The following is a 26029-nucleotide window of genomic DNA, read 5'->3' on the forward strand; positions in this document are numbered from 1 at the left end:
TAAGGATAAAAAATGGTGAGAGAAAACAAACCGCTGGCCGAGTAGCCAAACGGTCAGCAAGATAGCAGAGAAAACCGAAGATGCTACCGGCGGGCGTTATTTTTTAATGCCTCCGGGTTAGCCACTTAGCCGGCTGGGGGCGGGAGGGGCCATTTTCCACCCGCTGGCCGCAGTATTTTAAAATTAATATGCGCGGCAAATGCACTCCTTAAATCAAAGCAGCTCCTTGCAAACCAGCGCCTGCGCGCATTAAAAGGCGCTTGTGCCCGGTGCCGGCCAACATTCATATACGCGGGTAGCAGCGTAGCTTTAGCTCCAGAGACTTGCGAATTATTTCGCTCCTCTGCGTCCGCCACCGTGCTACCTTCTGCTGGGGCGGGCTGTCTGCCTGCCGAGCTTCCCCTTTTTTGCTATGAAAAACCGCTTCTTTTTGCCCTGGGCCCTGGCGGTCCTGTTCCTGTTCGTGGGCCCGCTGGCGGGCCGTCCGGCCTGGGCCGGGCCGTTGCCCGCCCGTGCCACCCAGCCCCTGGCCGAGGCCCTCAACCCCGACGGCACCCTGCGCGACGGGCTGACCGGCTCCTTCGACCCCACCGGCTTCCGCATGAAAATGGCGCCCGATGGCCGCCCCGTATTCCGCCCGACGCGCGCGCAGGGTGCCGGCGATGCCGACTGGCAGGACGGCTTTGTCCTGCCGGGCAGCGACTGGCCGGTGTACGCCGTAGCCAGCAGCGGCACCGACGTGTACATCGGCGGGCTGTTCAGGGTAGTGGGCACCACGGCGGCCAACTACGTGGCCCGGTGGAACGGCAGCACCTGGAGCGCCTTGGGCAGCGGCGTGGGCGGCATCGTGCGGGCCCTGGCCGTGAGCGGCAGCACAGTGTACGCGGGCGGCGAATTCACCACGGCTGGCGGGGCACCCGCCAACTACGTGGCCCGCTGGAACGGCACCACCTGGAGCCCGCTAGGCACCGGCACCAACAGCCACGTGCAGGCCCTGGCCGTGAGCGGCTCCGAGGTGTACGCGGGCGGCAATTTCACCACCGCCGGCGGGGCGCCCGCCCGCTACATTGCCCGGTGGAGCGGCACCGCCTGGAGTGCCCTGGGCGCCGGCACCAACGACGCTGTGCGCGCCCTGGCCCTGAGCGGTACCGACGTGTACGTCGCCGGCAGCTTCACCCAGGCCGGCGGGGCGGCCGCCAACTACATTGCCCGGTGGAGCGGCAGCGCCTGGAGCCCCCTGGGCGCGGGCCTGAACAGCGTGGTGACGGCCCTGGCCGCCAGCGGCTCCGACGTGTACGCCGCCGGCTACTTCAGCACCGCCGGGGCCGTGAGTGCCAACCGCGTGGCCCGCTGGAACGGCACGGCCTGGAGCGCCCTGGGCGCCGGCGTGGGCACCGGTACCGAAGAAGCCCCGCGCTGCCTGGCCCTGAGCGGCAGCACGCTGTACGTGGGCGGCGACTTCAGCGTGGCCGGCGGCGGGGCGGCCAAAAACGTGGCCCGCTGGAACGGCAGCGGCTGGAGCGCCCTGGGCGCGGGCACCAGCTACATCGTCGGGGCCCTGGCCCTGAGCGGGGCCGACGTGTACGCGGGCGGCAACTTCACCACGGCCGGCCCGGTGGCGGCCCTCTTCATCGCCAAGTACAGCGGCAGCACCTGGAGCACCCTTACCACCGGCCTCAACGACGCCGTGCTGGCCCTGGCGGTGAGCGGCAACGATGTGTACCTGGCCGGCAACTTCACCGCCGCCGGGGGCATCGCCGCCAGCCGCATCGTAAAGTACAACAACGGCACCTGGACGCCCCTCGGCACCGGCCTCAGCGATGCCGTGTACACGATGACCCTCAGCGGCCCCGACCTCTACGTGGGCGGCAACTTCCTGCTGGCCGGCGGCATCACCGCCAACCGGGTGGCCCGGTGGGACGGCAGCGCCTGGAACGCCCTGGGCAGCGGCGCCGCTGCCGGCATCGGCGGCACCGCCAACCTGGCCGTGCGGGCCCTGGCCGTGAGCGGCAGCGACGTGTACGTGGGGGGCGAGTTCACCACGGCCGGCGGGGCGCCGGCCAGCCGCATTGCCCGCTACAACAACGGCACCTGGAGCACCCTGGGCACCGGCATGAATACCACGGTATATGCCCTGGCCCTGAGCGGCACCGATGTATACGCGGGTGGTGATTTTACCCTGGCCGGCGGCGTGGCCGTGAGCCGCATTGCCCGATGGGATGGCAGCGCCTGGAGCGCGCTGGGCGCGGGCGTCAACAACCGCGTATACAAGATGGCTTTCAGTGGCACCACCCTGTACGCGGGCGGCACCTTTACCACGGCCGGTGGGGCAGCGGCCAACCGCATCGCCCGCTGGAACGGTACCGCCTGGAGCGCTCTGGGCACCGGCGTGAGTGGCGGCGAGGTGCAAACCCTGGTGGTGCGGGGCCCCGAGGTGTATGCGGGCGGCTACTTCTCCACGGCCGGCGGCGTGGCCGTGAACCGCATTGCCCGCTGGAACGGCAGCGCCTGGAGCAGCCTGGGCACCGGCCTCGGCGGCCCCAACGGCGGCGGCGTGTTTGCGCTGGCCGTGGGGGCGGATGGCAAGCTGAACGTGGGCAGCAGCCTGCTCACCGTGGGCGATGCCAGCAAGGTGACGGCCTACTTCGCCCGCTACACCCTGGCCCCGGTGAACGAGCTGCCCGTCATCGCGGCGCATAATTTCAGCGTGGCCGAAAACAGTGCCGCCGGCACCGCCGTGGGCACCGTGACGGCTACCGACCCCGAAGGCCAGCCGCTTACCTACAGCATTACGGCGGGCAATACCGGCGGCACTTTTGCCATCGACCCCAGTACCGGCGCCATCACGGTGGCCAACCCGGCGGCGCTCGACTTCGAAACCATGCTCAGCTTCGCCCTGACGGTGACGGCCAGCGACGGCCCGGGCAGCGGCTCGGCTACCGTGACGGTGACGCTGACCGACGTGGGCGAGAACGGGCCGCAGACCTTCCTCTACACCACGGCCAGCAGCCCCACCAGCACCAGCCCCATCCCGGTGATGGTGGTCTTCACGGTGCCCGTGACCGGCTTTGCGGCCACCGATGTGGTGGTGGGCAACGGCACCATCAGCAACTTCGCGGCGCTGAACGGCGGCACCGACTATACCTTCGATATAACGCCCACCGCCGCCGGCACCGTGACGGTGAACATCGCCGCCAACGTGGCTCAGAACGACACCGGCGACGGCAACCAGACCGCCCAGCAGCTGAGTCTAGAATACGTGCTGCCGCCCTCGGCCGTGGTCAGCATCGCCCGCCTGCTGCCCTCGCCCAGCCGGGCGGCAGCAGTGACCTACCGTGTCACCTTCACCCGGCCCATCACCGGCATTACCCTGGCCCGGTTCGGGCTGACCGCCACCGGCGTGACCGGGGCCAGCATTGGCAGCCTCACGGGGGCGGGCACCACCTACACCGTGACGGTGAACACCGGCAGCGGCAACGGCACCCTGCAGCTGCGGCTGGCCAGCACCACCGGCCTGTCGCCTGCGCCCAACAACGCGCCCTTTTTCGGCGAAGTGTACACGATAGATAAGGCCGCGCCGACTGCCACCATCAGCAGTCCGGCCAGCCCGGCCACCAGCACAACACCCGTTCCGGTCACGGTCACCTTCTCGGAGGATGTCGTCGGCTTTGCCGATACCGATGTAGTGCTGGGCAACGGCACCATCAGCAACTTTGCCGGCAGCGGCGCCACCTATACCTTCGACGTGGCGCCCACCGCCAACGGTCCCGTGACGGTGGACGTGCCCGCCGGCGCCGCCACCGATGCCGCTACCAACTCCAGCACTGCCGCCGCGCAGCTCAGCATCCTCTACGGCGCGCCCATCACGGCCGTGGTGTGGAACGGCAGCGTGTCGACCGACTGGTTTGCCACGGCCAACTGGACGCCCGCCGTGGTGCCCAACAGTACCATCGACGCCACCATTCCGGCCGGCATGCCGCGCTACCCCGTGCTGGCCAGCGGCCTGGCCGCCGCCCAAATCCTGACGCTGGCCCCCGGTGGCAGCCTGGGGCAAAGCGGCGGCACGCTCGAGCTAAGCACGGGCTGGGCTAACGACGGCACGTTCGCTGCCACCGGCGGTTTGGTTAGCTTCAACAGCGCCCAGAGCTTCGCCAGCATCACCGGCAGCAGCCTCAGCACCTTCTGGAACCTGACCGTGGGCGGGGCCGGCGTGCTGCAAAACCCCAACCCCGGCGGGGTGGCCGTGCGGCGCGTGCTGCAGCTCAACAGCTTCTTCGTGACCGTTAATAACCCGTTCACTCTGCTTTCGGATGCCGACGGCACGGCGATGGTGGTGCATAATGGCGGCAACCTTTTCGGCCGCGTGACGGTGCAGCGCTACGTGGCGCCCGACCGCAACGCCGGCCGGGGCTACCGCCACCTGTCGGCCCCCGTAAGCAACGGCACCGTGGCCGACCTGGCCGTGCCCGGCGCCACCCCGGTAGTGAATACCGCCTACAATACCAGCGCCACGCCCGGCCTGGTCGCGCCGTTCCCGACCGTGTACGGCTACGACCAGGCTCGCCTCGCCACCGCCACCAACAACCTCGCGGCCTTCGACAAAGGCTGGGCCTCGCCCGCCGCCCTCACCGATGCCCTCACCCCCGGCCGCGCCTACACTGTGAACCTGCCCGCCGCCAGCACCCTCACGTTCGCGGGCAACCTCACCACCGGCGACCTCCCCCAAACCCTGACCCGCAACGCCGACGCCACCGCCGCCGAAGCCGGCTGGCACCTGCTGGGCAACCCGTACCCGGCACCGCTCAATTACTCGCTGGTATTTCCCAGCGAGCGGCCGGGCCTCGACGCGGCCATGTACGTGTATGAAAGTACCAGCCAGTACGGCGGCATGTACCGCAGCTACCTGCCGCCCGTGGGCAGCGCGCCCGGCATCGGCAACCCGATGCTGGCCATGGGCCAGGGCTTTTTCGTGCGGGTGAGTGCCGGGCAAACTAGTGGCAGCCTCACGTTCCACGACTACCAGCGCGCCACCAGCTACCAAAACCCCACCTTTCACCGCAGCACCCCCGACCTGCGGCCCCGCCTGCAGCTCAGCCTGCAGGGCGCCACCGGCCCCGCCGATGCCTTGCAGCTCTACGCCGAAGCCGCCGCCTCATCAGGTTTCGACGCGCAGTTCGATGCCGCCAAGCTGCCCAACCCCAACGGCCTCAACCTGGCCACGCTCACCGCGTCCGGCGAAGCCTTGTCCATCGACGGCCAGCCGGATTTGGCCGGGACGGTGCGCATCCCGCTCAGCGTGGGCGTGCCCGCCCCCGGCCGCTACACGCTTACCGTTAGCGCACTGGATAATGTGCCCGCCGGCACCACGCTCACGCTGCACGATGCGCTGTTGAACACCCGTACCTTGCTCGCTACCGGTACCACCTGCACCTTTGGCATGACGAGCTACACCGCGCCCGGCCGCTTCTGGCTGAGCGTGGCGCCCGCCGGGGCCCTGGCTACCGGCAGCCCGGCACTGGCCGCGCCGGTGCTGGCCTATCCCAACCCGGCCCACGGCCGCCTGACGGTATTGCGGCCCGTGGGCCCCGCAGCGACGGGCGAACTACTCAACTCCCTGGGGCAGAAAGTGCGCGAGTTGGCGCTGCCCGGTGCCGAAACCGTGATTGACCTGCACGGGCTGGCGGCGGGCGTGTACACCCTGCGCCTGCGCCTCGACGGGCAGACCATTGCCCGGCGCGTGGTGGTAAATTAGCTGTAACCGGGGCGGTTCTAAACTTTAAAAACAAAAGCGTCCCGCGTACCAACTGGTACGCGGGACGCTTTTGTTTATTGGTTTGCATATGGTACTTTGGGCGAATCGAACTTGTCTATTCCCACCTTATGCCTACGTCAGAAACTACTCCGCGCCACTATTTCGGCGTGATGGTGTCCGGTACTTTCACAGACTTGCAGCAACATCGCACGGCGCTCATGGACGCCCTGCAAAAGGAAAACTCACTACACGCTAGCCAAGTTGTTACAAGCCATTGGAGAGCATAAGTAAGCCGTAAAGCACGCTCTAGCTGCTTATAAAGAAGCATGGGCCGATGGTGAACCCTACGTGTACCGCCACGAGCTAAATCAAGCCCGCGCCCTGCTGAAAGAACTAGGAGCCCCCTCCCCAACTACCACCTTACGACCCAACGCAGGCAGAAGAATTGCCTTGGGAAGACGAAGTACGGGCAGCCATTGCCCAGGCGCGGGCGGAGAAAGCCGCGAGAGAGTCAGGGCAGGGCAAACAACCAAGGAGATAGTTACCGGCTGTCGGCTTTTATTACTGCTCGGCCTTTTGCCAAGCGCTACCAACAAAACGGGTCGGCCGCTGCACGAAATCTGTGCAGCGGCCGACCCGTTTTATTAGTGGCCCGACGGAAAACGTCGGTGTTCCGACGATTTTCGTCCAAACACCGACGTTTTTTGTTGGACGCCCGACGTTTTCCGTCGGACTGCCGACGTTTCGGGTCGGGCCACCGACGAAAAACGTCGGCCCGCCGACCCGAAACGTCGGAGGCTTAGCTTTTGGGCGTGTCGCTGTCATCATCCTCGGCGCTACGGTTGAAGCGCAGGCTCATGCGGTCGATGATGGGTTTTACGCCGGGGGTGCGGCCGCGGTCGTTCTGGCCGTCTTTGTAGCTGTCGCGGCCGGTGGTCATCACGCGCACGCCGCTCACGAGGCGGCGGGTTTTCACGATGTCGCCGATGGTGGCGAGCATTTCGGCGGCTTCGTCCGACTGCTCAAATACCTCCAGTTGCACCGGGTAGTCGGCAATGACGGCGTCGGTGATGGTGCGGCGCAGCACCTCGGGGTGGTTGGTGAGCAGGGCGCGGGCTTCCTGAGCGAAAGGAATGCTTTCGCGGCCCATGGCTTTGGGAGCCATGCTGGTGCGCTCAGCGTCGGTGATATCAAGCTGGTAGGGTTTGGCAATGGACAGGGCTTGGCGTAGCGCATCCATAAATTTGGCGTGTTCGGCCGGCGGCATTGGCGGGGCAGACATTGCAGGTAATGTGAAAAGTGAGAAAAAAGAGTTGACGGCTGGCTGGCGGGCCAAACCGTCAGCAAGATAGCGGCAAAATCTGTAAATGCTAACGCGCCGATTCTTTTCTTTCCTTTTTCTGCTTATTCCACTGCGCCGCCCCAGCGCAGCACCGGGTAGCGGCGGTGCCCCGCCTCGTGGTACTCGGAGCGCTGGTACACCCAATCCAACTGGGCCTCGGCGCTCTGGGCCAGGGCCGGGTCGGTTTTTTTCTGGGCCTCCAGCTGCTGCCGTAGCGCGGGCTGCTGCCGGAGCACTTCGGCGGCCAAATCCTCAAAAACATAGTCCGAGAAGTGCTCCTTTTGTTGCAGAATGCTGTCGAACCCGCCCCAGGCGAAGAACGAGTCGGGGCTTTGGGGCTCCAGGGCTTCCACGAGGTAGCGGCGAGCGGGGCCCTGCTCGGTTAGCACGGCCAGATAGTCGCCCGCTTGGGCAGTTATGAGTTTTGAATTTTGAGTTATGAGTTTGACCTGGCTATGCAGGTAGTGGCCTTCGAAGGGCTGGGGGCTGGTTTTAAAATCGTCGATGGTATAGACCTCGGCCGGGCCGGTGAGCGGCGTCGTCAGGCGGCGCAGCTGTACGCCGTTGCGCTGCAGGTTTTCAATTACTTCGGCCCAGGCCTGGGGGATGAGGTAGGCCGCCGGGGCCGTGATTTCGACGGCCGGGCGGTAAGTGTTGAAATACTTGATGGGCCGGGTGAAGGGAGCCGTGCGGTCGTAGTAGAGGCGCGGCAGCCCGCTCACCTCGCTGGGCTTGTGCCGGGCCTCGTAGCCGCGAAAGAGAATGGTTTCGTGCTGGGTGTCGTCGAGCACCCAGCCTAGCGGAAAAGTGGTTTGTTGCGTCAGCGCAGCATCGGCGGCGGCGCGGGCGGCCAGCAGCGCGGGCGTCTGCTGGCGCACGGTTTCGAGCACCGTTAGCAGGAAATCATAGGTCGACTGCACCCGCGGCGGGTAGGGCTTGAGCATGTGCGTCTCGGGCATAAAGCCGATGCAGTTGAACAGGGCCGCGTAGCCGGTAGAGTAGCGCGCCAAATCGGGGAAGTTCACAATGCCACTCTCCGGCGTCTCCCCGATGGGGTCTACGTAAGGCGTCATCGGCCATTTTTTGTGTTCCATGCCGGCATACAGCGCGGGCAGCAGCTCCTTTTGTAAATACGTACCCAGGCTCGGCGCCAGCTTGTTGTGCTGCGTGGGGATGAGCGTCATCGTGTACTGGTAGTCGGCCCCGTTGGAGGTGTGGGTTTCCACAAACACCTCCGGCCGCCACTTGCCAAACAGCCCGGCGAAAGTGCGGGCGTTGCGCGAGTCCTGCTTCACGTAGTCGCGGTTCAGGTCGAGGTGCCGGGCGTTGCCCCGGAAGCCGTATTCGGCCGGCCCGTTCTGGTTGGCGCGGGTGGTGGCGTTGCGGTTCAGCATGCCATCCACGTTGTACACCGGCACGATGACAATGGTGAGCTGCTGGAGCAGCGGGCGCAGCTTTTTGTTCTGGATAAGGTCGCGGGCCAGCATCATGCTCGCGTCGATGCCTTCGGGCTCGCCCGGGTGAATGCCATTCTGAATAAGCACCACCGGCCGCCGCGCCGGGGTGGCCGCCGCCCCGCCCAGCACCACTTCGTGAATGGGCTGGCCGCAGTCGGTGGGCCCGGCCTCGCGCAGCTGCACCTCGGTGGGATAGGCGGCGGCCAGCTTCTGGTAGTAGGCCAGGCACTCGGCGTAGGTGGCGGTGGTGTTGCCGGCGCCGGTTTCGTAGGGCGTGCGCCACTCGGGGGCAGGGGAGAAGAGGTTCATAAGCGCAGTAAGCAGGAAAAGCATGTACAAAAGAACGAAAACTCCCCTCCTTGGAAAGGAGGGGATGTTTCAGCGCAGCTGAAACGGGGGTGGTTGAGCGGGACCGCGCCGTCTGGGCTTTCGGAAAGTATTCCCCAACCAACTCCCGGCCGCTTCGTTCTAACGGCGCGACCGGGCGAACCACCCCCGTCAAGCCTGCGGCTTGACATCCCCTCCTCTCCAAGGAGGGGAGTTTGTCGTTCTACCTTTGCTCATTATTAATTGTTAATTAAAATGCCCCGTCCCCTCATTCTGGTTTCCAACGACGATGGTATCACCGCTCCCGGCATCGCGCATCTGGTGCGCGTCGTCAGCGATTTAGGCGCCGAAGTGGTCGTCGTCGCCCCCGATTCGCCGCAGTCGGGTATGGGCCACGCCATCACCATCGGCCAGCCCATGCGCCTCACCGAAAACCGCGTGTTCGGCCCCGATATCGAAGCCTACCAGTGCTCGGGCACACCCGCCGACTGCGTCAAAATCGCCAAGCACCACGTGCTCAAAGACCGCACGCCCGACCTCGTGGTGTCGGGCATCAACCACGGCTCCAATGCCTCAGTCAACGTGCTGTATTCCGGCACGATGTCGGCAGCTATTGAGGCGGCAATCGAAGGGCTGCCCGCCGTGGGCTTCTCGCTGGGCGACTACGGGCACGATGCTGATTTCTCGCACGTCGGCCCCTGGGTGCGGCAGGTGTGCGAGTTGGCGCTGGGCCAGGGCGTGCCCGTGGGCACGGCCCTCAACGTCAACATTCCCAAGAACACCGGCCAGCCGCTGGCGGGGCTGCGCCTCTGCCGCCAGGCCCACGCCAAGTGGAACGAGGAGTTCGATACCCGCCTCGACCCCTACAAGCGGCCCTACCACTGGCTGGTGGGCACCTTCGTGAACCTCGACGCCGGCACCGATACCGACGAGTGGGCCCTGGCCCACGGCTACGTGTCGGTGGTGCCCTGTCAGTTCGACCTCACCGCCTACCGCGGTCTGGAGATGCTCAGCCAGACCTGGCAGCTGCCGCTGCCCGAAACGCAGGTGGCGGCCGTGCCACCGCAGCCCCTGGCCAGTGAGGACTACGGCCCGGCCAATCCGTAACGTAGCGCGGACTTTGTAACTCAAGTTGCGAACTAGCCGCAAAGCGGCGACACGTTGGTAGCTGGCGCTGTGGACTGACGTACCCAGAGCCGCAACCAAAGGTCAGCGAAGCTAAAGCGGCGGCACTTTTCTAGCGTGAGTGCCGCCGTTTTGCGGCTCTGGTCGCTAAACCCTGTTTAAACTACCAACGTGTCGCCGCTTTGCGGCTAGTTCGCAACTTGAGTTTTGTGGTCCGCGAGTATTAACGTTCACATTTGCAGACTACAACCGAAGGTCGGCGTAAGCCGAAATCCGCGCTACTTATGCTGTTTCACCTCCTTACCTGGCTTCACCTGCTCACGGGCCTGCTGCCGAACACCGCTGCCGCCAAGCCGCCCGTCACTACCGTGTACCTGGTGCGCCACGGCGAGAAAGACCTCACGCCCAACCTCGCCGACCCCGCCCTCACGCCCGCCGGCGAGGCCCGGGCGCTGGCCTTGCGCGATATGCTGGCGGGCCGGCACCCGGCCGCCCTGTTCACCACCGACACCCGGCGCACCCGCGCCACGCTGGCCCCGCTGGCGGCCGCCAAGCAACTCACGCCGCAGGTGTACGACGCGAAAGACCCGGCGGCGCTGGCCGCGCTCATCCGCCGCGACTACGCCGGTAAAACCGTGGTCGTCGTAAGCCATTCCAACCGACTGCCGGGTCTCATCGAAGCGCTGGGAGCGAAGCCGCCAATGACCGAAATCAGCGAAGCCGAGTTCAGCTACCTCTTTGAAATGCAGCTGCCCGCCAGCGGCCGGGCGCGGCTGAAAGTGCGGCACTACGGCGCCCGCTAAACCGGCCAACGTTTTTCGAATAGCCAGTCCGGGGCAGCCCCCGACGCATCCCCGCCGTACTTTCGCCGTGGCCGGCTCCCAGGCTGGCCCTTTTTTGCGATGAAAACTTCCTGGAAATTTGCCCTGACGGTGAGCCTCGCGCTGGCCCTGCCGCTATCCGCCGCCCAGGCTCAGCGCGCTGCCAAACCGGGCCGTGTGCCGGTATCGGAGCGCCCGGCGGCCGACAAACCCGGCCCGCCGCACGTCAACGTGGCCGATTCGCTGCTGCTGCGCAGGCTCTTTGATGAGGCCCTGACCAAGGGCCAGAGCTACGAGAACCTGCGTGTGCTCTGCCTCACCATCGGGGCGCGGCTGTCGGGCTCGCCGCAGGCCCAGCAGGCCGTGGACTGGGGCAAAGCCACGATGGAAAAGGCCGGCTTCGACAAAGTGTACCTGCAGGAGGTGATGGTTCCGCACTGGGTGCGCGGCGCGAAGGAAAGCGGTGAGATAGTGAGCGAAAAGGGCAAAGCGGTGAAGGTGGCCGTGTGCGCCCTGGGCAGCTCCATCGGCACCAACGGCAAGCTGAAAGCGGGCGTGGTCGAAGTCAGGAGCTTCGACGAGCTGAAAGCCCTGCCCGACGCCGCCGTGCGCGGCAAGTTCGTGTTCTTCAACCGCGCTTTCGACGACCGGCTCATCGAGCCCGGCCAGGCCTACGGCGGAGCCGTGGACCAGCGTGGCCGCGGCGCCATCGAGGCCGGGCGGCGCGGGGCCGTGGGCGCCCTGGTGCGCTCCATGACCAGCGCCCGCGACGACAACCCCCACACCGGCAACATGCGCTACGATGAGGCCGTGCCCAAAGTGCCCGCCGCCGCCCTCAGCACCAAGGCTGCCGACGAGCTCAGCCAGCTGCTCAAAGCCGCGCCCGGCCTCGAATTCCAGCTCGAAATGAGCTGCCAGAACCTGCCCGAAGAAAAAAGCTACAACGTGGTGGGCGAAATCATCGGTTCGAAATACCCCAAGGAAGTCATCACCGTGGGCGGCCACCTCGACTCCTGGGACCTCGCCCAGGGCGCCCACGACGACGGCACCGGCTGCGTGCAAAGCATTGAGGCGCTGCGTTTGCTGCGCGCCGTCGGCTTCAAGCCCGAGCGCACCGTCCGGGCCGTGCTCTTTATGAACGAGGAAAACGGCGTGCGCGGCGGCACGCAGTACGCCGCCCTCGCCAAACAGAACAAGGAAACCCACGTCGCGGCCATCGAAAGCGACGGCGGCGGCTTCACGCCCCGCGGCTTCAACGTGGAGGGCAGCCCCGCCGCCCTGAGACAACTGCAGAAATGGGCGCCGCTACTCGCGCCCTACCACGCCGCCGACATCAACGCCGGCCACGCCGGCACCGACATCGAGCCCCTGCAGGAGGCCGTCGGCCCCAAAGCCCTCATCGGCTACGACTGTGACTCGCAGCGCTACTTCGACGTGCACCACTCCGCCCTCGATACCTTCGACCAGGTAAACCGGCGCGAGCTGGAGCTGGGCGGCGGCAGCATGGCCGCCCTGATTTACTTGCTGGCGAAGTACGGGCTGTAAACTGCTACTGGGTTGATGAAGGAAGCTGCTGGCCCGTACCCGGCCGCTTCCTTCATCAGCACAACAGCTGGGAAAGCTATGAAAAATAAATTCCTGCTTTTGTGGCTGCTCGTCTGGCTGCCGTGGGCACGGCCCGTTGCCGCGCAGTTGGCCCCACCACCGGGCGGCTACCCCTGGCGGGTGGTGGAGCAGCTGGCACCCGTGCCACTGCCGCCCGGCGGCCTGGTGCCCTATCGCCAGGGCGAAACCTGGGGCTTTGCCGATACCACCGGCCGGATAATCCTGCAGCCCAGCCTGGTCCGTGAGCCCGAGTTTTTTGACGGGCCGTTTATGCTAGCCCCGCTGGCCGAAATTCCCCAGTTCTTTGGCTTCTACGATGGAGGCAATATGCCCGCCGTCAAGTCGGAATACCGGGAGTTCTGGGGGCTGGTAAATGCGCGGGGCGAAATTCTGCTGCTCGACCGCCAACAGCATCAGGTGCCGCTGCTGCTACCCGATGGCCAGGTGCGGGCGGCTTCCCGCTCGCAGCACCTGGGCCAGCTCATGCTGAGTTTTGGCCCCGTGCCCGGCCAGCTGCAGCCCGATACCGTGCGGCCGCTCAGGCCCCCCCGGCACGGCGAGCCTCGGCGCATAACTATCCCGCTGGGAGCTAATCGGATAGTGTTGCTGCGCCCCCGCCGCTTGCAGTGGATAAGCCGTGACTACAACCGCTACCACTACCAAACCCGTTATAAACGAAATTACCACACCTATTTCTTCCGTTGGGTACGCAGCAACCGGAGTGGCGCGCTGGCTACCAGCGCCGGGCGCCGCCTGACGGGGGAGTATTACGACAATATTCAGCCTTTCCACGACCGCCGCGCCCTGGTCAGCAGTCACCGCCCGCACCATTTTCGGCCCATTCGCGGAGCCGTGCAGGCCCCGCCGCCCGCCCGCAACACGCACTCGGCTGGCTTGCGGTATCTCGACCCGCAGGGCCGCGAGCTGCGCCTGCCCGCCGCCGCCGTGGCTGCTTCCGATTTTGCGGACGGCACGGCTACCGTCTGGCTGCATCAGGAGCCGAAATTCATCAATACGCCGCTGCATCGCCACGATGTTGGCGGCATCATCGACACGCTGGGCCGGGTGCTGCTGCCGCTCGATAGCTTTCTGGATGGTCCCGACCAGTATGGTTTGCTGCGGCTTACCCAGGCTCACGGCTCCGATACCACGGTGCAGTTCATCACCCGGCACAATGCGCCCGCTTTTGCGCATCCGGCCCTGCGCCGCGCCGGGCCCTTCGCCAACGGCCGCGCCTGGGTAGAAACTACCGATGGCCGGCAGGGCCTCATCGACCGCCACGGCCGCTGGGTGACATCCGCCCGCTACGACCTGCTGGGCAGCGTCAGCCTCCGCTACGTCAGCACCCGCAGCTACCCGGCGCATTACCTGCCCGGCCTGCCCGTCATGCGGGCAAGCTTCCCCAACTACGAGCCCGCCGACACGGCTTACATGCTCTGCCGCCGGGCGGGCAAATACGGCTGGGTGGCCCGCCGCAGCGGCCGCGAAGTTATTCCGGCCCGCTACGACAGCGTGCTCTATTATCTCACCGACGGACTGGCCTGCGCCTACCGGGCGGGCCAGCCTTACCTGATAAATGCCCAGGGCCGCGAGCTGGCGCGGGGCGAATACCGTGGCGACTGGTACGACTATCCCGGCCGTCCGCGCCACCTCACCCGGCCCGCCGAGGGCACCTGGAGCGCCGTCGATACCACCGGCCGCCCGCGCCTGCCCTGGCTGCGGGGCAGCGGCTGCCTCACCCCCGAAGGCCGCGCCGTGGTGCAGGAGCCCTACGCGCCGGATTGGCATAGGCAGCCCGATAATCAGCACGTTTTCCCGCGCCTGGGGCTGGTCGATTCGCTGGGCCGCTTTGCCATTCCTCTCACCGCGCTCGTGCAGTATTCGGGGCGGCCAGCGGCCATGCGCCTCGATTACATTGGGATGCAGCATTATTCGCCGCCGCAGTTCTGGCTCAGCACCGAGCTCACGCCCGCGCCCAGCGGCGTGTATCGGGTGGCCACGCCCTACGGCATCACCCGGCTGCTACGGGCGGCCGACCTGAAGCCCTTCACGCCGGGCGAGCTGGCCAACCTCCGGCTGCTACCCAACGGCTGGCATACCGGCCGCCGCGCCGCCGATTCGCTGTCGGTGCTTATTTCGCCCACCGGTGGGCAGTGGGCCGCGCCGGTGGGCACCGTCTGGTCGCGGCAGCTATCGTTTGTGGGAGCGGGCCTGTCCAATCAACACGACCAGCGCCTGCCGTTTCAGTACGGCGTCGAGAAAGTGCTGTGGGGCGAGCCCCGGCACCGGCTGGGGCTGTACAGTTCGCCGGAAGGCGAGCGGCGCGAAGGTTACATAACGCGGGGCGGCACGCAGCTATGGTCTGAATAATGATAAAAGCCCGTCCATCAAATGAACAGGCTTTTATAACTGCTAATTTGCCGAGTGGCAATAATTAGTTCTGGTTCAGAATCGAGAACAGCTCATCCAGCTTCGGCGTCAGAATGATGTCGGTGCGGCGGTTCATGGCCTTGTTTTGGGGCGTGTCGTTGGCCACCACGGGCAGGAATTCGGCGCGGCCGGAGGGCGTCACCTGAGCGGGGTCCATGCCGGCCGAGGTCAGCAGACGGGTGATTTCGGTGGCGCGCATCACGCTCAGGTCCCAGTTGTCCTTGGCGCCGCTGGCCGTCTGGCCTTTGATGGGCACGTTGTCGGTGTGGCCTTCTACCAGCACGTTCACGTCCTTGTTATCCTTGAGGGCGCCGGCCAGCTTTTTGAGGGCGTCCTGGCCTTTGGGGTCCACTTTGGTGGAGCCCGATTTGAAGAGCAGCTGCTCCGACAGCGACACGTACACCTTGCCGTTCTTCACGTTCACCTGCAGGTCCTGGGCGTTGAAACCCAGCAGCGCGTCAGATACTTTCTTGCGCAGGGCCTTGGTGGCGGCATCCTTCTGTTCCAGAATGCGCTGCATCTCGGCGATGCGGGCGTTTTTGCCGGCCAGGTCCTGCTCGGCGTCGCCCAGGTTCTGGTTGAGCTGGTTTACCTGGTTGTTCTTGTTGAGCAGGTTGTTGCGCAGCGCAGCTTCGTTGCGCTCCTTTTCGGCAGCCAGGTTGGCCTTTTCCAGCTGAAGCTGGTCGCGGGTTTTGGCTAATTCGGCATTTTGCTGCTGCAGAGCAGCAATCTCCTTTTTGTTGCAGCCGGGCAGCGCCAGCAAGGTTGCGCCCAGCAGAGCCGGGGCGAGGAAACGGGAAATAAGCGGGAATTTCATAAAGAAAGTTCGGGGAAGAAAAAGCCGCCACTCAGCGGCTGAGCTTTCAAACGGACAATCGGCTCAGGGGTTACCTTTGTCGGTTATCGGCCGTCGTCCGGTATAATTGTTTCATCGAAAATTCAGGAATGCCCCGACTATACGAGTGGGTTTGTGGCTTGCTACTAGCAGTATCGGCAACGGAAGCGCCGGCGCAGCAGGCCCCGGCCCGCTACTGGGTAACCCTGCGCGACAAGCAGGGCGTCCGCTTCGCGCCGGAGCGGTATTTTTCGCCCCAGGCCCAGGCCCGCCGCCAGCGCCAGCACCTGCCCGCCTACGAAACCAGCGACTTGCCTGTGCGTTCCGATTACGTGGCTGCCATCGCCGCGCGGGTCGATACCATCACGCTGGTCAGCCGCTGGTTTAATGCCGTGGCCTGCCGCGCCACGCCCGCCCAGGCCGCGCAGCTGCAGGCCTTGCCCGGGGTGCAGCGCGTGGAGCTTTGGCCTCCGTTGGGGGGGGCAGTAGCTGGCTTAACGGCGTGCGCAGGCACGCCGACCAGTCCCGCATCCGCCGCCCGCGCCAAACCCCTTTCCGCCAACGACTACCTGCTGGCCCGCCGCCAAACCGCCTACCTCGACGAGCCCGCCCTGCGCCGCGCCAATCTCAACGGTAAGGGTCTGCGCATTGCCATCTTCGACGTCGGCTTCGAGGGCCTGCCCGGTCACCCGGCCTTTCAGACGCTGGTGAATGAGCGCCGCATCGTCGCCACTCACGACTTCCTGAAAAACCGGCCCGACGTATTCCGCGGCGGCAGCCACGGTATCGAGGTGCTGGCCTGCCTGACGGGCCGCCTGCCCGGCGGCCCCGGCGGCGCGCCCGGCCCCGCCCTGGGCCTGGCCCCAGCCGCCGACTACCTGCTGGCCCGCACCGAGCAGCTGCACCGCGAGCGCTACGCCGAGGAAGAAGCCTGGCTGGCCGCCGCTGAATGGGCTGATAAAGAAGGCGCCGACATCATCAACTCCTCGCTGGCCTACACCGAGCAGCGCTACTTCCCCGAGCACATGGACGGCCGCCGCAGCCTCATTGCCCGCGCTGCCAACCTGGCCGCCCGCAAGGGCATGCTGGTGGTGAGCGCCGCCGGCAACGACGGCGACGACGACTGGGTGCGCATCGGCACGCCCGCCGATGCCGACTCGGTGCTGGCCATCGGCGGGCTCGACCCCGAAACCGGCCTGCACGCCGTCTTCAGCTCCTACGGCCCCAGCGCCGACCGCCGCCCCAAGCCCAACCTGGCCGCTTTCGGCACCGTGCTCACGGCCACGCCCGAAGGGTATGAACGGCTGGAGGGAACCTCCTTCTCGTCGCCGCTGGTAGCTGGTTTTGCCGCCTGCATGTGGCAGAAAAACCGCAGCCTCACGGCCATGCAGCTCTTCCGCCAGCTCCAGGAATCGGCCGAGCTGTACCCGTATTTCGACTACGCTCACGGCTACGGCCGGCCGCAGTTTGCTTATTTTGAGGGCCTGGCCAAAGCTGCGGCCCCAACCTTCGATTTCGTGCCGCACGACAGCCTCGTGGCCGTCGTCATCCAGCCCGCCGCCGCCCGCCGCCCGGCCCGCTCGCTGCCCCTCATGGCCGAGCAGCCCGACGAGCTGGTACTGGCCGCCCTGGCGCCTGCTCCCAAAAAGGACGAGCCGACCCCGAAAGACGACAAAACCAAGCCCGTGGGCCGCGAGCAGCCCCTGCCCGCCGACGAAGCGCCCCTCACGCCCGACCCCGATTTCCCGCCCTACCTCTACTGGAGCCTGGCTGACCGCCGCGGCGTGCTGCGCCGCTACGAAGCCCGCGCCGTGACGCAACGGCTGGTGGTGCAGGTGCCCAGGCGGCTACTCAAAGACGGCAATGTGCTGAAGGTTCATTTTAAAGGCTATACGGCCACGTATTCGGAATAATGGGCTGTCTTTGGGTTTCTGGTTTTAGGTTTGGCTTGCGCCTTTCTTCGGTTCTGGTTTCTGGTTTTTGCCGGAGGCACAAGGCTGCTACAATAGCTTTACTGTTGGTAAGCAGCAGCTTAGCTGCCCATGCGCAGCAGGTGCTGGTCGAGGCCAACGTGGCCGACGACACCGTCAAAACCACCTTCGGCCCCAATCGCTGCTATTTCGGCCACGTGTATGGCAGCTATGGCCTGCTGGCCGGGGCCAGCGGTGGGAGCGGGGCTAGGCTGCGCTACGGCCTGGGCTCGCTGGAAGCCCAGCTGGGCGGCCGGCTCAAGCGCCGCTTCTCCCAAACGCTGGCCCTGAACCTCGATTTGCGCTACGCCTACCAGCAGTTCAGCCTGGCGCAAAACGCGCAGAAAACCGTGCCCACGCCCACGCTGCACAAAAGCGAAAGCCTGAGCTTGCATCACATCCAGAGTGAGTTGAGCTTGCGCCTGAATGCCGGCCGGCGCGGTAACGTAATCGGCCGCTACCTCGACCTGCTGGCCTACGGCGGCTGGGTAGCCGGCACCTCGCACACCACCGAAGACGAGCCCGGCCCGGGGATAAAGTCCGTCGAAACCACCGAAAGCGGCCTGCCCTACCTGCACCGCTGGGCCGGCGGCGTGGGCGCCCGCCTGGGCTCCGACCGCTACGCCTTGGTGACGCGCTACCGCCTGAGCTCAGTTTTTCGGCCCGAATATGCCGCCTTTCCCGAGCTGCCGCGCTGGGTAATCGGGCTGGAGCTGGGTTGGTTTTAAGCCGCCGCAAACCTATTGCCGGGCTATTCGCGTAAAACGCTCAGCGCCGAAAAATCAGGTGCCTGAATTCCCCGTTTACCCTTCCCCGCGCCGCTCGCCGGCGCTTCCCCGAACTCATGAAAACCTCGTCTATTCTACTGGCTGCCGCCGCGCTCACCCTCCAGCTCAGCGCCTGCGTCAGCACCGACCGCGAGCTGGGCGCCTCCAGCCAGGACCCCCGCGCCACCTACACCCCGCCCGCTACCGCCGACCGTACCCGCCTCAACAGCAGCTCGGTGCTGAACACCGTGCGCGCCACCCACGCCTTCTCTGACCCCGGCACGCAGGACAACTTCGTATTGCAGCTGCGCGGCACCCGCGTGCTCAACGCCCAGGCTCACCTCATCGTCACCAATAGCAAGGGCGATACCATCAGCCACGAAATAATGCCCGCCCGCGCCCTCATTCAGGATAAAATGCTGGAAGACCCACAGGCCGCTACCGTGCGCGACAAGGAAATCGCCATCCTGCAGGGGATGAATGCCTTTTTTGCCCCCGCCAACTTCACCACGCCCGCCGTGCCCGCCTCCACGCCCCAGCCCGCCGAGGTCGATACCAAAGCCTGGCAGGCCCTGCGCGACGACCCCACGGCCGTGGCCTTCGATTTCATGGGCCCCGGTGGGGCCGAGCGCCGACTGGCGTATGCGCGCAAGCTGGGCAAGTCGGTGGTGATTAGTCAGTAAAAGATAGGCCGAGTGGTAGTACGAATTCCCCGCAGGGGTTCGTACTACCACTTTGTCGTTGTTATAGCTGGTGCGGAACTGCGCTACCGACAGAGTGGTAGTACGAACCCCTGCGGGGAATTCGTACTACCACTTCGTTATTCGTACTTTTGCCGCCGCATTCCCACACGTTCACTCATGAAATTCATCCTCTCCTTCGCCGCCGTCTTAGTTGCCATACTGGCCCTGTTGCGCTTTTTCCCCTCCGCACCCATCAACCCGGTGCTGCCGGTAAGGCCGCAGCACGAAGTGCAGGGCCACGGCGCCGACGTACCCGTAGGCCCCACCAGCGCCGTCACGCCCGGCCAACCCTGCGACGCTGAAAAAGAAGATGCTGCCCTAGCCAACGGTGGCGCTTCGACCACCAAAGCCGGCCAGACCTTCGGCCAGCCCATCACCGCCGAGGGTGCCGTGCCCATGAGCGGCCTCAACGTGGCCCTGAGCGGCAAAGACTCGGTGCAAATCAAGCTGGTAGGCGAAGCCAAAGCCGTGTGCCAGGCCAAAGGCTGCTGGATGACGCTGCCCACCGCCAGCGGCGAGCCGATGCGCGTGCGCTTCAAGGACTACGCCTTCTTCGTACCCAAGGACATGACCGGCCACCAGGTGGTGGTGAGCGGCTGGGCCTTCCGCGAAGTAACCTCCGTCGAGCACCAGCAGCACTACCTGCGCGACGCCCACAAATCGGAGCAGGAAATTGCCGCCATCACCAAGCCCAAGGAAGAAATTAACTTCATGGCCGACGGGGTGTTGGTGCAAAACTAGCCGTTGCCGAAAGGTTTTGGAAAGGCCGCCCACCGGGCGGCCTTTCCTGCTTTCTGGCCCGATGGGTTTACTTTGTACTTCTGAAAAAAAACGGCGTTTTCTCCCGCGCCACCCCGCCCATCCATGTCCGACCAGCCCACTGCCCAGGCCCGCATTCAAGAGTTGACTGCCCGCCTGCACCACCTCAACCACCAGTATTACCAGCACGATATTTCGGAAATCAGCGACCAGGAATTCGACCAGCTGCTGGCCGAGCTGCAGGGCCTGGAAAAGCAGTACCCCGAGCTGGCCCTGCCAAACTCGCCTACCCAGCGCGTGGGCGGCACCATCACCAAGCAATTCCCTACGGCCCAGCACCGCTACCCCATGCTGAGCCTCGGCAACACGTACTCCGAAGACGACCTGCGCGAGTTTGACGAGCGGGTGCAGAAGGGCCTCGAAGGCGCGCCCTACTCGTATGTGTGCGAGCTGAAAATCGATGGCGTAGCCATGAGCCTACGCTACGAAGATGGTCAGCTCACCCAGGGCGTAACGCGCGGCGACGGCACCCGCGGCGACGTAGTAACCAGCAATGTACGTACCATTCGCACCCTGCCGCTGCACCTGCATGCGGCCGAAAATCAGCCCCAGGATTTCGAAGTGCGCGGCGAAGTATTCATGCCCCTGCCCGTATTCGACGAGCTGAACGCCGAGCGTGAGCAAAACGGCGAAGCCCTGCTCGCCAACCCCCGCAACGCCGCCAGCGGCGCCCTCAAGCTCCAGGATTCGGCGCAGGTGGCCGCCCGCAAGCTGCGTTTCTACGCCTACTCGCTGCTCACGCCGGGCCGGCACTTCGCCAGCCACAGCGCCGGCCTGGAGGCCCTCACGGCCTACGGCCTGCCGGTGTCGGATACCTGGCGGCGCTGCCAAAGCATTGAGGACGTGCTGGAATTCGTGCACTACTGGGACAAAAAGCGCTTCGAGCTGCCCGTGGCTACCGATGGCATCGTCATCAAGGTAGACGACCTGCGCCAGCAGGACCAGCTGGGTTTCACCGCCAAAAGCCCGCGCTGGGCCATTGCCTACAAGTACCCCGCCGAAGCCGCCCGCACCCGCCTCAACGAGGTGCAGTACAATGTGGGCCGCACCGGCGCCGTGACGCCCGTGGCCCTGCTCACGCCCGTGCCACTGGCTGGCACCGTCGTAAAGCGCGCTACCCTGCACAATTTCAATCAGATTGAAGCCCTCGACCTGCGCCTCGGTGACCTGGTGTTCGTGGAAAAAGGCGGCGAAATCATTCCCAAAATCACTGGCGTCGACCTGGAGGCCCGGCCCGCTACGGCCGTGCCCATCGTGTACCCCACCGAGTGCCCGGCCTGCGGCACGCCGCTGGTGCGCCCCGAGGGCGAAGCCCATTTCCGCTGCCCCAATGAGCGCGGCTGCCGCCCGCAGCTCAAAGCCCGTCTGGAGCACTACGTGAGCCGCAAAGCGCTGAATATCGACGGCCTGGGTGCCGAAACCGTCGGCCGCTTCTTCGACCTCGGCCTGGTGCAAACCGTGGCTGACATTTATGACTTGGCCGCCAAGCGCCCCGAGCTGGTGACGCTGGAGCGCCTCGGCGAAAAATCCATCGACAACCTCATCGCGGGCATCGAGAAAAGTAAAACCGTGCCCTTCGACCGCGTGCTGTTCGGCCTCGGCATCCGCTACGTGGGCGAAACCGTGGCCCAGAAGCTGGCCGCCCACTACCGCAACATCGATGCCCTGATGGCCGCCACGGCCGAAGACATCGCCGCCGTGCCCGAAGTAGGCGGCGTCATTGCCGTGGGTGCCGCGCATTGGCTCGCTCAGCCCGAAAACCGCGAACTGATTGAACGTCTGCGCACCGCCGGCGTGCAGCTGGCCCTCACCGGCGAGCCGCCCCGTGCTGTGAGCGACCGGCTGGCCGGGCAGACTTTCGTGCTCTCGGGGGTGTTTGAGCAGTACAGCCGCGAGCAACTGCAGCAGCTCATCACCTCCCACGGCGGCAAAATCACGGGCTCCATCAGCAAGAAGCTGAACTTCCTGGTAGCGGGCGAAAACATGGGCCCCGCCAAGCGTGAAAAAGCGCTGGGTTTCAAGGTGCCCATCATCTCGGAGCAGGAATTGCTGGCCATGCTGCCCACAGCCGACGAAGCCGTTGCCGAAACCTCGGCCGTCGTTGCAACAGAAACGTTGTCCGCCGCGTCATCTGCGAACCCGGGTGAGCAGGCGAGCTTGTTTTAACTGAACTAGCGCACGAAAAACGCGGAGTGCTGCGTTGGGAAACGAAAGATGGCTATTTAGCCTTTCTATTCCCAATGCAGCACTCCGCGTTTCTTATTTTGAAGTTTTAATTGGAGGGAAGCTGGCCTGTGATTTGCGTAGGCGGCAAACCTTATCGGTTGATTAGCAGAAAAATTGTTACTATTGCCTATCGGCTTGCATTATGCAACTGTCAGCTATGAAAAATATATTAGTGTTCGGGCTGTTCCTTAGCGCATTGCTTGGTTCAATGGTAGCACAGGCGCAGTGCCTCCCCTTGGCCGACCTCACGGCCATTGCCGCCAATTCCAACGCCTTAGCCAGGCCGGAGGCGCTGACGCAGTTGCCGGCCGGAAATTGGATATTCAAGGGCACGCCGCCGCGCAGCAAGGAAATTCAGTGGATTTCGGCCGCCACCTCGGCCGATGCCGATGGGGTGCACTCGCCGGCTATGTTTTCGCTGCGGCCTTTTCTACAATCGTTTGACGTGGTGCTGAAGACCACCGAGGCCGGCTGCGTACGCGACGTACGCTCGGAGCTGAAAAATCTGAAATTGAACCCGGTACCCGTCACCTGCCCCGGCTGCGAGGCCGTGCGCTACGATGGCCCCGGCTACCAGGCCACGCTCTATAGCAAAATGAAGGGCGACTATCCCTTCATAGTGGTGGTGCATCCTTTGACCACCACGCCCGTCGTTGAAACCAAACAGAGTGGTACAACTACCACGCCGTAAGAACTTCAGCCAACGACAACTGCCATGAAACTACTTGTACTGTTAGGTTTTGCTATTAGTCTGCCGCTAGCCGGGCAGGCCCAGACTGCCATCTTGGAGCCCCTGCCCAAGAGCAGCAATGATACCCATCTGCGGGCCAATAACAACGTCCTGCTGGATGACCGCCCAGCGCAGCCCGTCTCGGTGCCCGCGCTGGCTCCCAAGGTGGCTACCGAATTGATAGTCAATGGGCATGCCACCGTGCTCGATGTGCGAACGCCCGAGGAGTTTGCCACCGGCCACCTGCAAAATGCCCGCAACCTCAATTTCCGGGCGCCTGATTTTGCCCAGCAGCTGGCCAAGCTGAATCCGCAAGGCACTTACCTGGTGTATTGCGCCTCCGGCAACCGCAGCGGTCAGGCGGTGGCGCAGATGCGGAAGAAAGGCTTCAAAAAGGCCACGAATGTGGGCGGATATAAAGACCTTAAGGCGGCGGGGGCTAAGTAATTGCTACTAAAGTCACAAATGAAAGCCCCGCGTCATAACACGACGCGGGGCTTTCGTTTGTATGATAACTGCAGGGGTTAGAAACTCTGCACCATGTTATTATGCAGCGTGCGCGGGCTCCAATACCCGCTGGCGATGATGCGCCGAATAGTGAAGAGTGGGTCCTGCTGGTCGCGCTTCTCGGCCAGCGAGAAGGCAGCCACGAAGCCCCGCTTCTTGAGCTCGGGGAAAGCCTGCGGGTTCCAGAGGCCGAAAGGGTAGGCGAAGTAATTGATTTTCTTGCCCGTGATTTCCTCCAGGGTTTTGGTGGGCTTCTCAATTTGGGTCACCCAGTCCTGTCCCTGGTACTTCTTCACGTTGTGGTGGTCCCAGGTGTGCGAGCCGATGATGTTGCCCTCGTCGGAAAGCTGTTTCACCATGGGCTTGGTCATGTAGTTGGGGCGGCCCAGGCTCACGGTCATCACGAAGTACACGGCCTTGTAGCCGTACTTTTCGAGCTCGGGGCGGGCAATGGTGAACTGGTCGAGGTCGGTGTCGTCGAAGGTCAGCATCACCGGCTTGCTGGGCAGCTTGGCGCCGGTGGTGAGGTAGGCGTAGAGCTGGTCGGGCAGCACGGTGTGGTAGCCCGAGTCGGCCAGCATCTTCATCTGAGCCTTGAAGGTGGCGATGGGAATGATGTAGTCCTTAGCGTTTTTGGAGTCCTTGGCGCGCCAGTCGCGAATCTGGTGGTAGCACAGAATGGGCACCTGCGGCCGGGCCAGGATGGCGGCCGCGTCGCCCGCCTTACCGGCCGGAATGCTGCTGGGGTCGGGGGCCGGGGTGGCGTTGGCTTCGGCCTCGGCGGTAGCGGCGGCGCCCGAGGTGGCGGCCGTGGCCGGGTTCAGCGAGTCGGTCTGGATGGTTTCGGCCGAGGTGGCGGTGTTGGCTTCGCCGGTGGTGGCGGTTTTCGACTCGCAGGCAACCAGCAGGGCGGCGCTCAGCGCGAGGGGCAGGAACTTGTTCAAAAGATGGGGGAGAAGGCGGGATGTAAATTTGCAACTACAAAACTACTTCCCCCCACCCCCAATGGACAAACTTCGCGGCACCGGCGTGGCCCTGGTTACGCCTTTTTCTTCTGATTTTTCAGTGGATTACGACGGCTGGCGCCATCTCATTGATTTTACCATAGACGGCGGCGTCGAATACCTCGTCGTGAACGGCACCACCGGCGAGTCGCCCACCACCACTACCGATGAAAAAACCGAGCTGCTGCGCATTGCCAAGGAGCAAATCAACGGCCGCGTGCCGCTGGTGTACGGCATCGGCGGCAACGACACGGCCACCACCGCCGAGCTGTTCCGCAGCGTCGATTTGCACGGCGTAACGGCCGTGCTCTCAGCCAGCCCCGCCTACAATAAGCCCAGCCAGGCCGGTCTGGTAGCCCACTACCTGCGCCTGGCCGACGCCAGCCCCGTGCCGCTGCTGCTCTACAACGTGCCCGGCCGCACCGCCTCCAACCTCACCGCCGAAACTACCCTGCGCCTGGCCCAGCACCCCAACATCATCGGCATCAAGGAAGCCAGCGGCAACCTGGAGCAGTGCCTCGCCATCGCTGCCCGCAAACCCAAGGATTTCCTGCTGCTCAGCGGCGACGATATGATGACAACGGCGCTAATAGCTTGCGGGGCTGAAGGCGTTATATCGGTGCTGGCCAACGCCTTCCCCAAGCGCTTCGGCGAAATGACCCGCCAAGCCCTAACCGGTGACTTCGCTGCTTCTCGCAAGTTGCTGTTCGAGTTTCTGGAGTTGAACCCGCTAATGTATGAGGAAAGCAACCCAGTGGGTGTGAAGGCGGCGCTGGCGGCGCTGGGCGTGTGTGGCGGCGCCGTGCGCCTGCCGCTGCTGGAAGCTACCGGCGGGCTCAAGGAGCGGATTCAGAAGGCGATGTAAAGCCACCTGTCATGCTGAGCGTTGCGAAGCATCCTTTCACGTTCGATTGGTTATGGCGTGAGAGGATGCTTCGCTATGCTCAGCATGAGAGGAAGATGTAACTTGCAGTGTGAAATACAGTCAAGTAGCCGACGGCATTCTGGTTGTCGAAGATTTTCTGACCCGGCAGGAATGCCTGGAAAACATCGTGCTCAGCGAAAAAGTCGGCTACGAGCTGGCGAAGGTGAATACTGCCAGCGGCAGCAAGGTGCGCACGGATATTCGCAACAACAACCGCGCTTTTTACAAAAGTGAAGAGCTGGCCGAAAAGCTGTGGGACAAGCTGCAGGCCTTCGTGCCCGCCCAACTCGGCAATAGCACCGCCATCGGCCTCAATGAGCTGTTCCGTTTCTACCGCTACCAGCGTGGGCACCAGTTCAAAGGGCACTTTGACGAAAGCTACATCCGCAACGAGCGCGAGGCCAGCTACCTCACGTTCATGGTGTACCTGAATGACAATTTCCAGGGCGGCGACACTGCCTTTCGCGGCCTGCGCATCCAGCCCCGGCAGGGTATGGCCCTGGTTTTCCTCCACAATCTCTACCACGAGGGCAGCGAGGTGACGCAAGGCGTGAAGTACGTGCTGCGCTCGGACGTGATGTACCGGTTGAACAATCAACAATGAGCAGTTAACAATCGCTGGAAACACCAGCTCAATCACTCTT

General features: G+C 64.5%; 18 protein-coding genes. 14 read left to right on the forward strand and 4 right to left on the reverse strand.

The genetic code is table 11. The features are described from left to right. The first annotated feature begins 412 nt into the window (after window positions 1-412). The gene (locus tag Q5H93_RS02245) at window positions 413-5752 is read left to right on the forward strand and encodes a DUF8693 domain-containing protein (RefSeq protein ID WP_305004855.1); all 5340 of its coding nucleotides are present in this window, start codon (window positions 413-415) and stop codon (window positions 5750-5752) included. A gap of 799 nt (window positions 5753-6551) precedes the next feature. Here Q5H93_RS02245 and Q5H93_RS02250 read toward each other — a convergent pair. Next, the gene (locus Q5H93_RS02250) at window positions 6552-7034 is read right to left on the reverse strand and encodes a hypothetical protein (protein ID WP_305004856.1); all 483 of its coding nucleotides are present in this window, start codon (window positions 7032-7034) and stop codon (window positions 6552-6554) included. Window positions 7035-7156: 122 nt separating this feature from the next. Continuing rightward, on the reverse strand, window positions 7157-8860 hold the full coding sequence (locus Q5H93_RS02255; RefSeq protein WP_305004857.1) for a M14 family metallopeptidase: 1704 nt from the start codon (window positions 8858-8860) through the stop codon (window positions 7157-7159). Between the two features lie 273 nt (window positions 8861-9133). Between Q5H93_RS02255 and surE the strand changes: the two genes are divergently transcribed. From surE to Q5H93_RS02275, 4 genes are all read left to right on the forward strand, one after another. Continuing rightward, on the forward strand, window positions 9134-9985 hold the full coding sequence (gene surE, locus Q5H93_RS02260) for a 5'/3'-nucleotidase SurE (protein WP_305004858.1): 852 nt from the start codon (window positions 9134-9136) through the stop codon (window positions 9983-9985). A gap of 302 nt (window positions 9986-10287) precedes the next feature. Continuing rightward, entirely contained in the window at window positions 10288-10806 is a 519-nt protein-coding gene (locus tag Q5H93_RS02265) for a histidine phosphatase family protein (RefSeq protein WP_305004859.1), read from the forward strand. Between the two features lie 99 nt (window positions 10807-10905). Continuing rightward, on the forward strand, window positions 10906-12369 hold the full coding sequence (locus tag Q5H93_RS02270) for a M28 family peptidase (protein WP_305004860.1): 1464 nt from the start codon (window positions 10906-10908) through the stop codon (window positions 12367-12369). Window positions 12370-12447: 78 nt separating this feature from the next. Then, window positions 12448-14799 carry a WG repeat-containing protein gene (locus Q5H93_RS02275; protein WP_305004861.1) on the forward strand — a complete coding sequence of 784 codons (2352 nt, stop codon included), beginning with the start codon at window positions 12448-12450 and terminating at the stop codon, window positions 14797-14799. Between the two features lie 64 nt (window positions 14800-14863). Here Q5H93_RS02275 and Q5H93_RS02280 read toward each other — a convergent pair whose 3' ends face one another. Then, window positions 14864-15676: an OmpA/MotB family protein gene (locus tag Q5H93_RS02280; RefSeq protein ID WP_305004862.1), complete on the reverse strand. Its 813-nt coding sequence runs from the start codon at window positions 15674-15676 to the stop codon at window positions 14864-14866. A 128-nt stretch (window positions 15677-15804) separates the two neighbouring features. On the opposite strand from Q5H93_RS02280, the gene Q5H93_RS02285 reads away from it, so the two are divergent. The 7 genes from Q5H93_RS02285 (at window position 15805) to Q5H93_RS02315 (ending at window position 23396) form a co-directional block, all read left to right on the forward strand. Further along, window positions 15805-17607, forward strand: a complete 1803-nt coding sequence (locus Q5H93_RS02285) for a S8 family serine peptidase (protein ID WP_305004863.1) — start codon at window positions 15805-15807, stop codon at window positions 17605-17607. Window positions 17608-17711: 104 nt separating this feature from the next. Further along, entirely contained in the window at window positions 17712-18392 is a 681-nt protein-coding gene (locus tag Q5H93_RS02290) for a hypothetical protein (RefSeq protein WP_305004864.1), read from the forward strand. A gap of 116 nt (window positions 18393-18508) precedes the next feature. Further along, window positions 18509-19114, forward strand: a complete 606-nt coding sequence (locus tag Q5H93_RS02295; RefSeq protein WP_305004865.1) for a hypothetical protein — start codon at window positions 18509-18511, stop codon at window positions 19112-19114. Between the two features lie 177 nt (window positions 19115-19291). Further along, window positions 19292-19915 carry a DUF4920 domain-containing protein gene (locus tag Q5H93_RS02300; protein ID WP_305004866.1) on the forward strand — a complete coding sequence of 208 codons (624 nt, stop codon included), beginning with the start codon at window positions 19292-19294 and terminating at the stop codon, window positions 19913-19915. 123 nt (window positions 19916-20038) lie between these two features. After that, window positions 20039-22159 (forward strand): NAD-dependent DNA ligase LigA, encoded by a 2121-nt coding sequence (gene ligA / locus Q5H93_RS02305; RefSeq protein WP_305004867.1) that lies wholly within the window; start codon window positions 20039-20041, stop codon window positions 22157-22159. A gap of 217 nt (window positions 22160-22376) precedes the next feature. Next, window positions 22377-22910: a hypothetical protein gene (locus Q5H93_RS02310; protein ID WP_305004868.1), complete on the forward strand. Its 534-nt coding sequence runs from the start codon at window positions 22377-22379 to the stop codon at window positions 22908-22910. A gap of 24 nt (window positions 22911-22934) precedes the next feature. Beyond that, window positions 22935-23396, forward strand: a complete 462-nt coding sequence (locus tag Q5H93_RS02315; RefSeq protein ID WP_305004869.1) for a rhodanese-like domain-containing protein — start codon at window positions 22935-22937, stop codon at window positions 23394-23396. Between the two features lie 77 nt (window positions 23397-23473). On the opposite strand, the gene Q5H93_RS02320 is transcribed toward Q5H93_RS02315, so the two are convergent. After that, a complete protein-coding gene (locus tag Q5H93_RS02320; RefSeq protein ID WP_305004870.1) occupies window positions 23474-24400 on the reverse strand; it encodes a polysaccharide deacetylase family protein in 927 nt (308 codons plus the stop codon). A gap of 61 nt (window positions 24401-24461) precedes the next feature. Here Q5H93_RS02320 and dapA point away from each other — a divergent pair, with 61 nt between their 5' ends. Together dapA and Q5H93_RS02330 are read left to right on the forward strand one after the other, a co-directional pair. Beyond that, on the forward strand, window positions 24462-25325 hold the full coding sequence (dapA, locus tag Q5H93_RS02325; RefSeq protein ID WP_305004871.1) for a 4-hydroxy-tetrahydrodipicolinate synthase: 864 nt from the start codon (window positions 24462-24464) through the stop codon (window positions 25323-25325). A gap of 109 nt (window positions 25326-25434) precedes the next feature. Next, a complete protein-coding gene (locus Q5H93_RS02330) occupies window positions 25435-25989 on the forward strand; it encodes a prolyl hydroxylase family protein (protein WP_305004872.1) in 555 nt (184 codons plus the stop codon). Window positions 25990-26029 lie beyond the last annotated feature (40 nt).

The sequence above is a fragment of the Hymenobacter aranciens genome (assembly GCF_030580865.1).
Classification (GTDB): domain Bacteria; phylum Bacteroidota; class Bacteroidia; order Cytophagales; family Hymenobacteraceae; genus Hymenobacter; species Hymenobacter aranciens.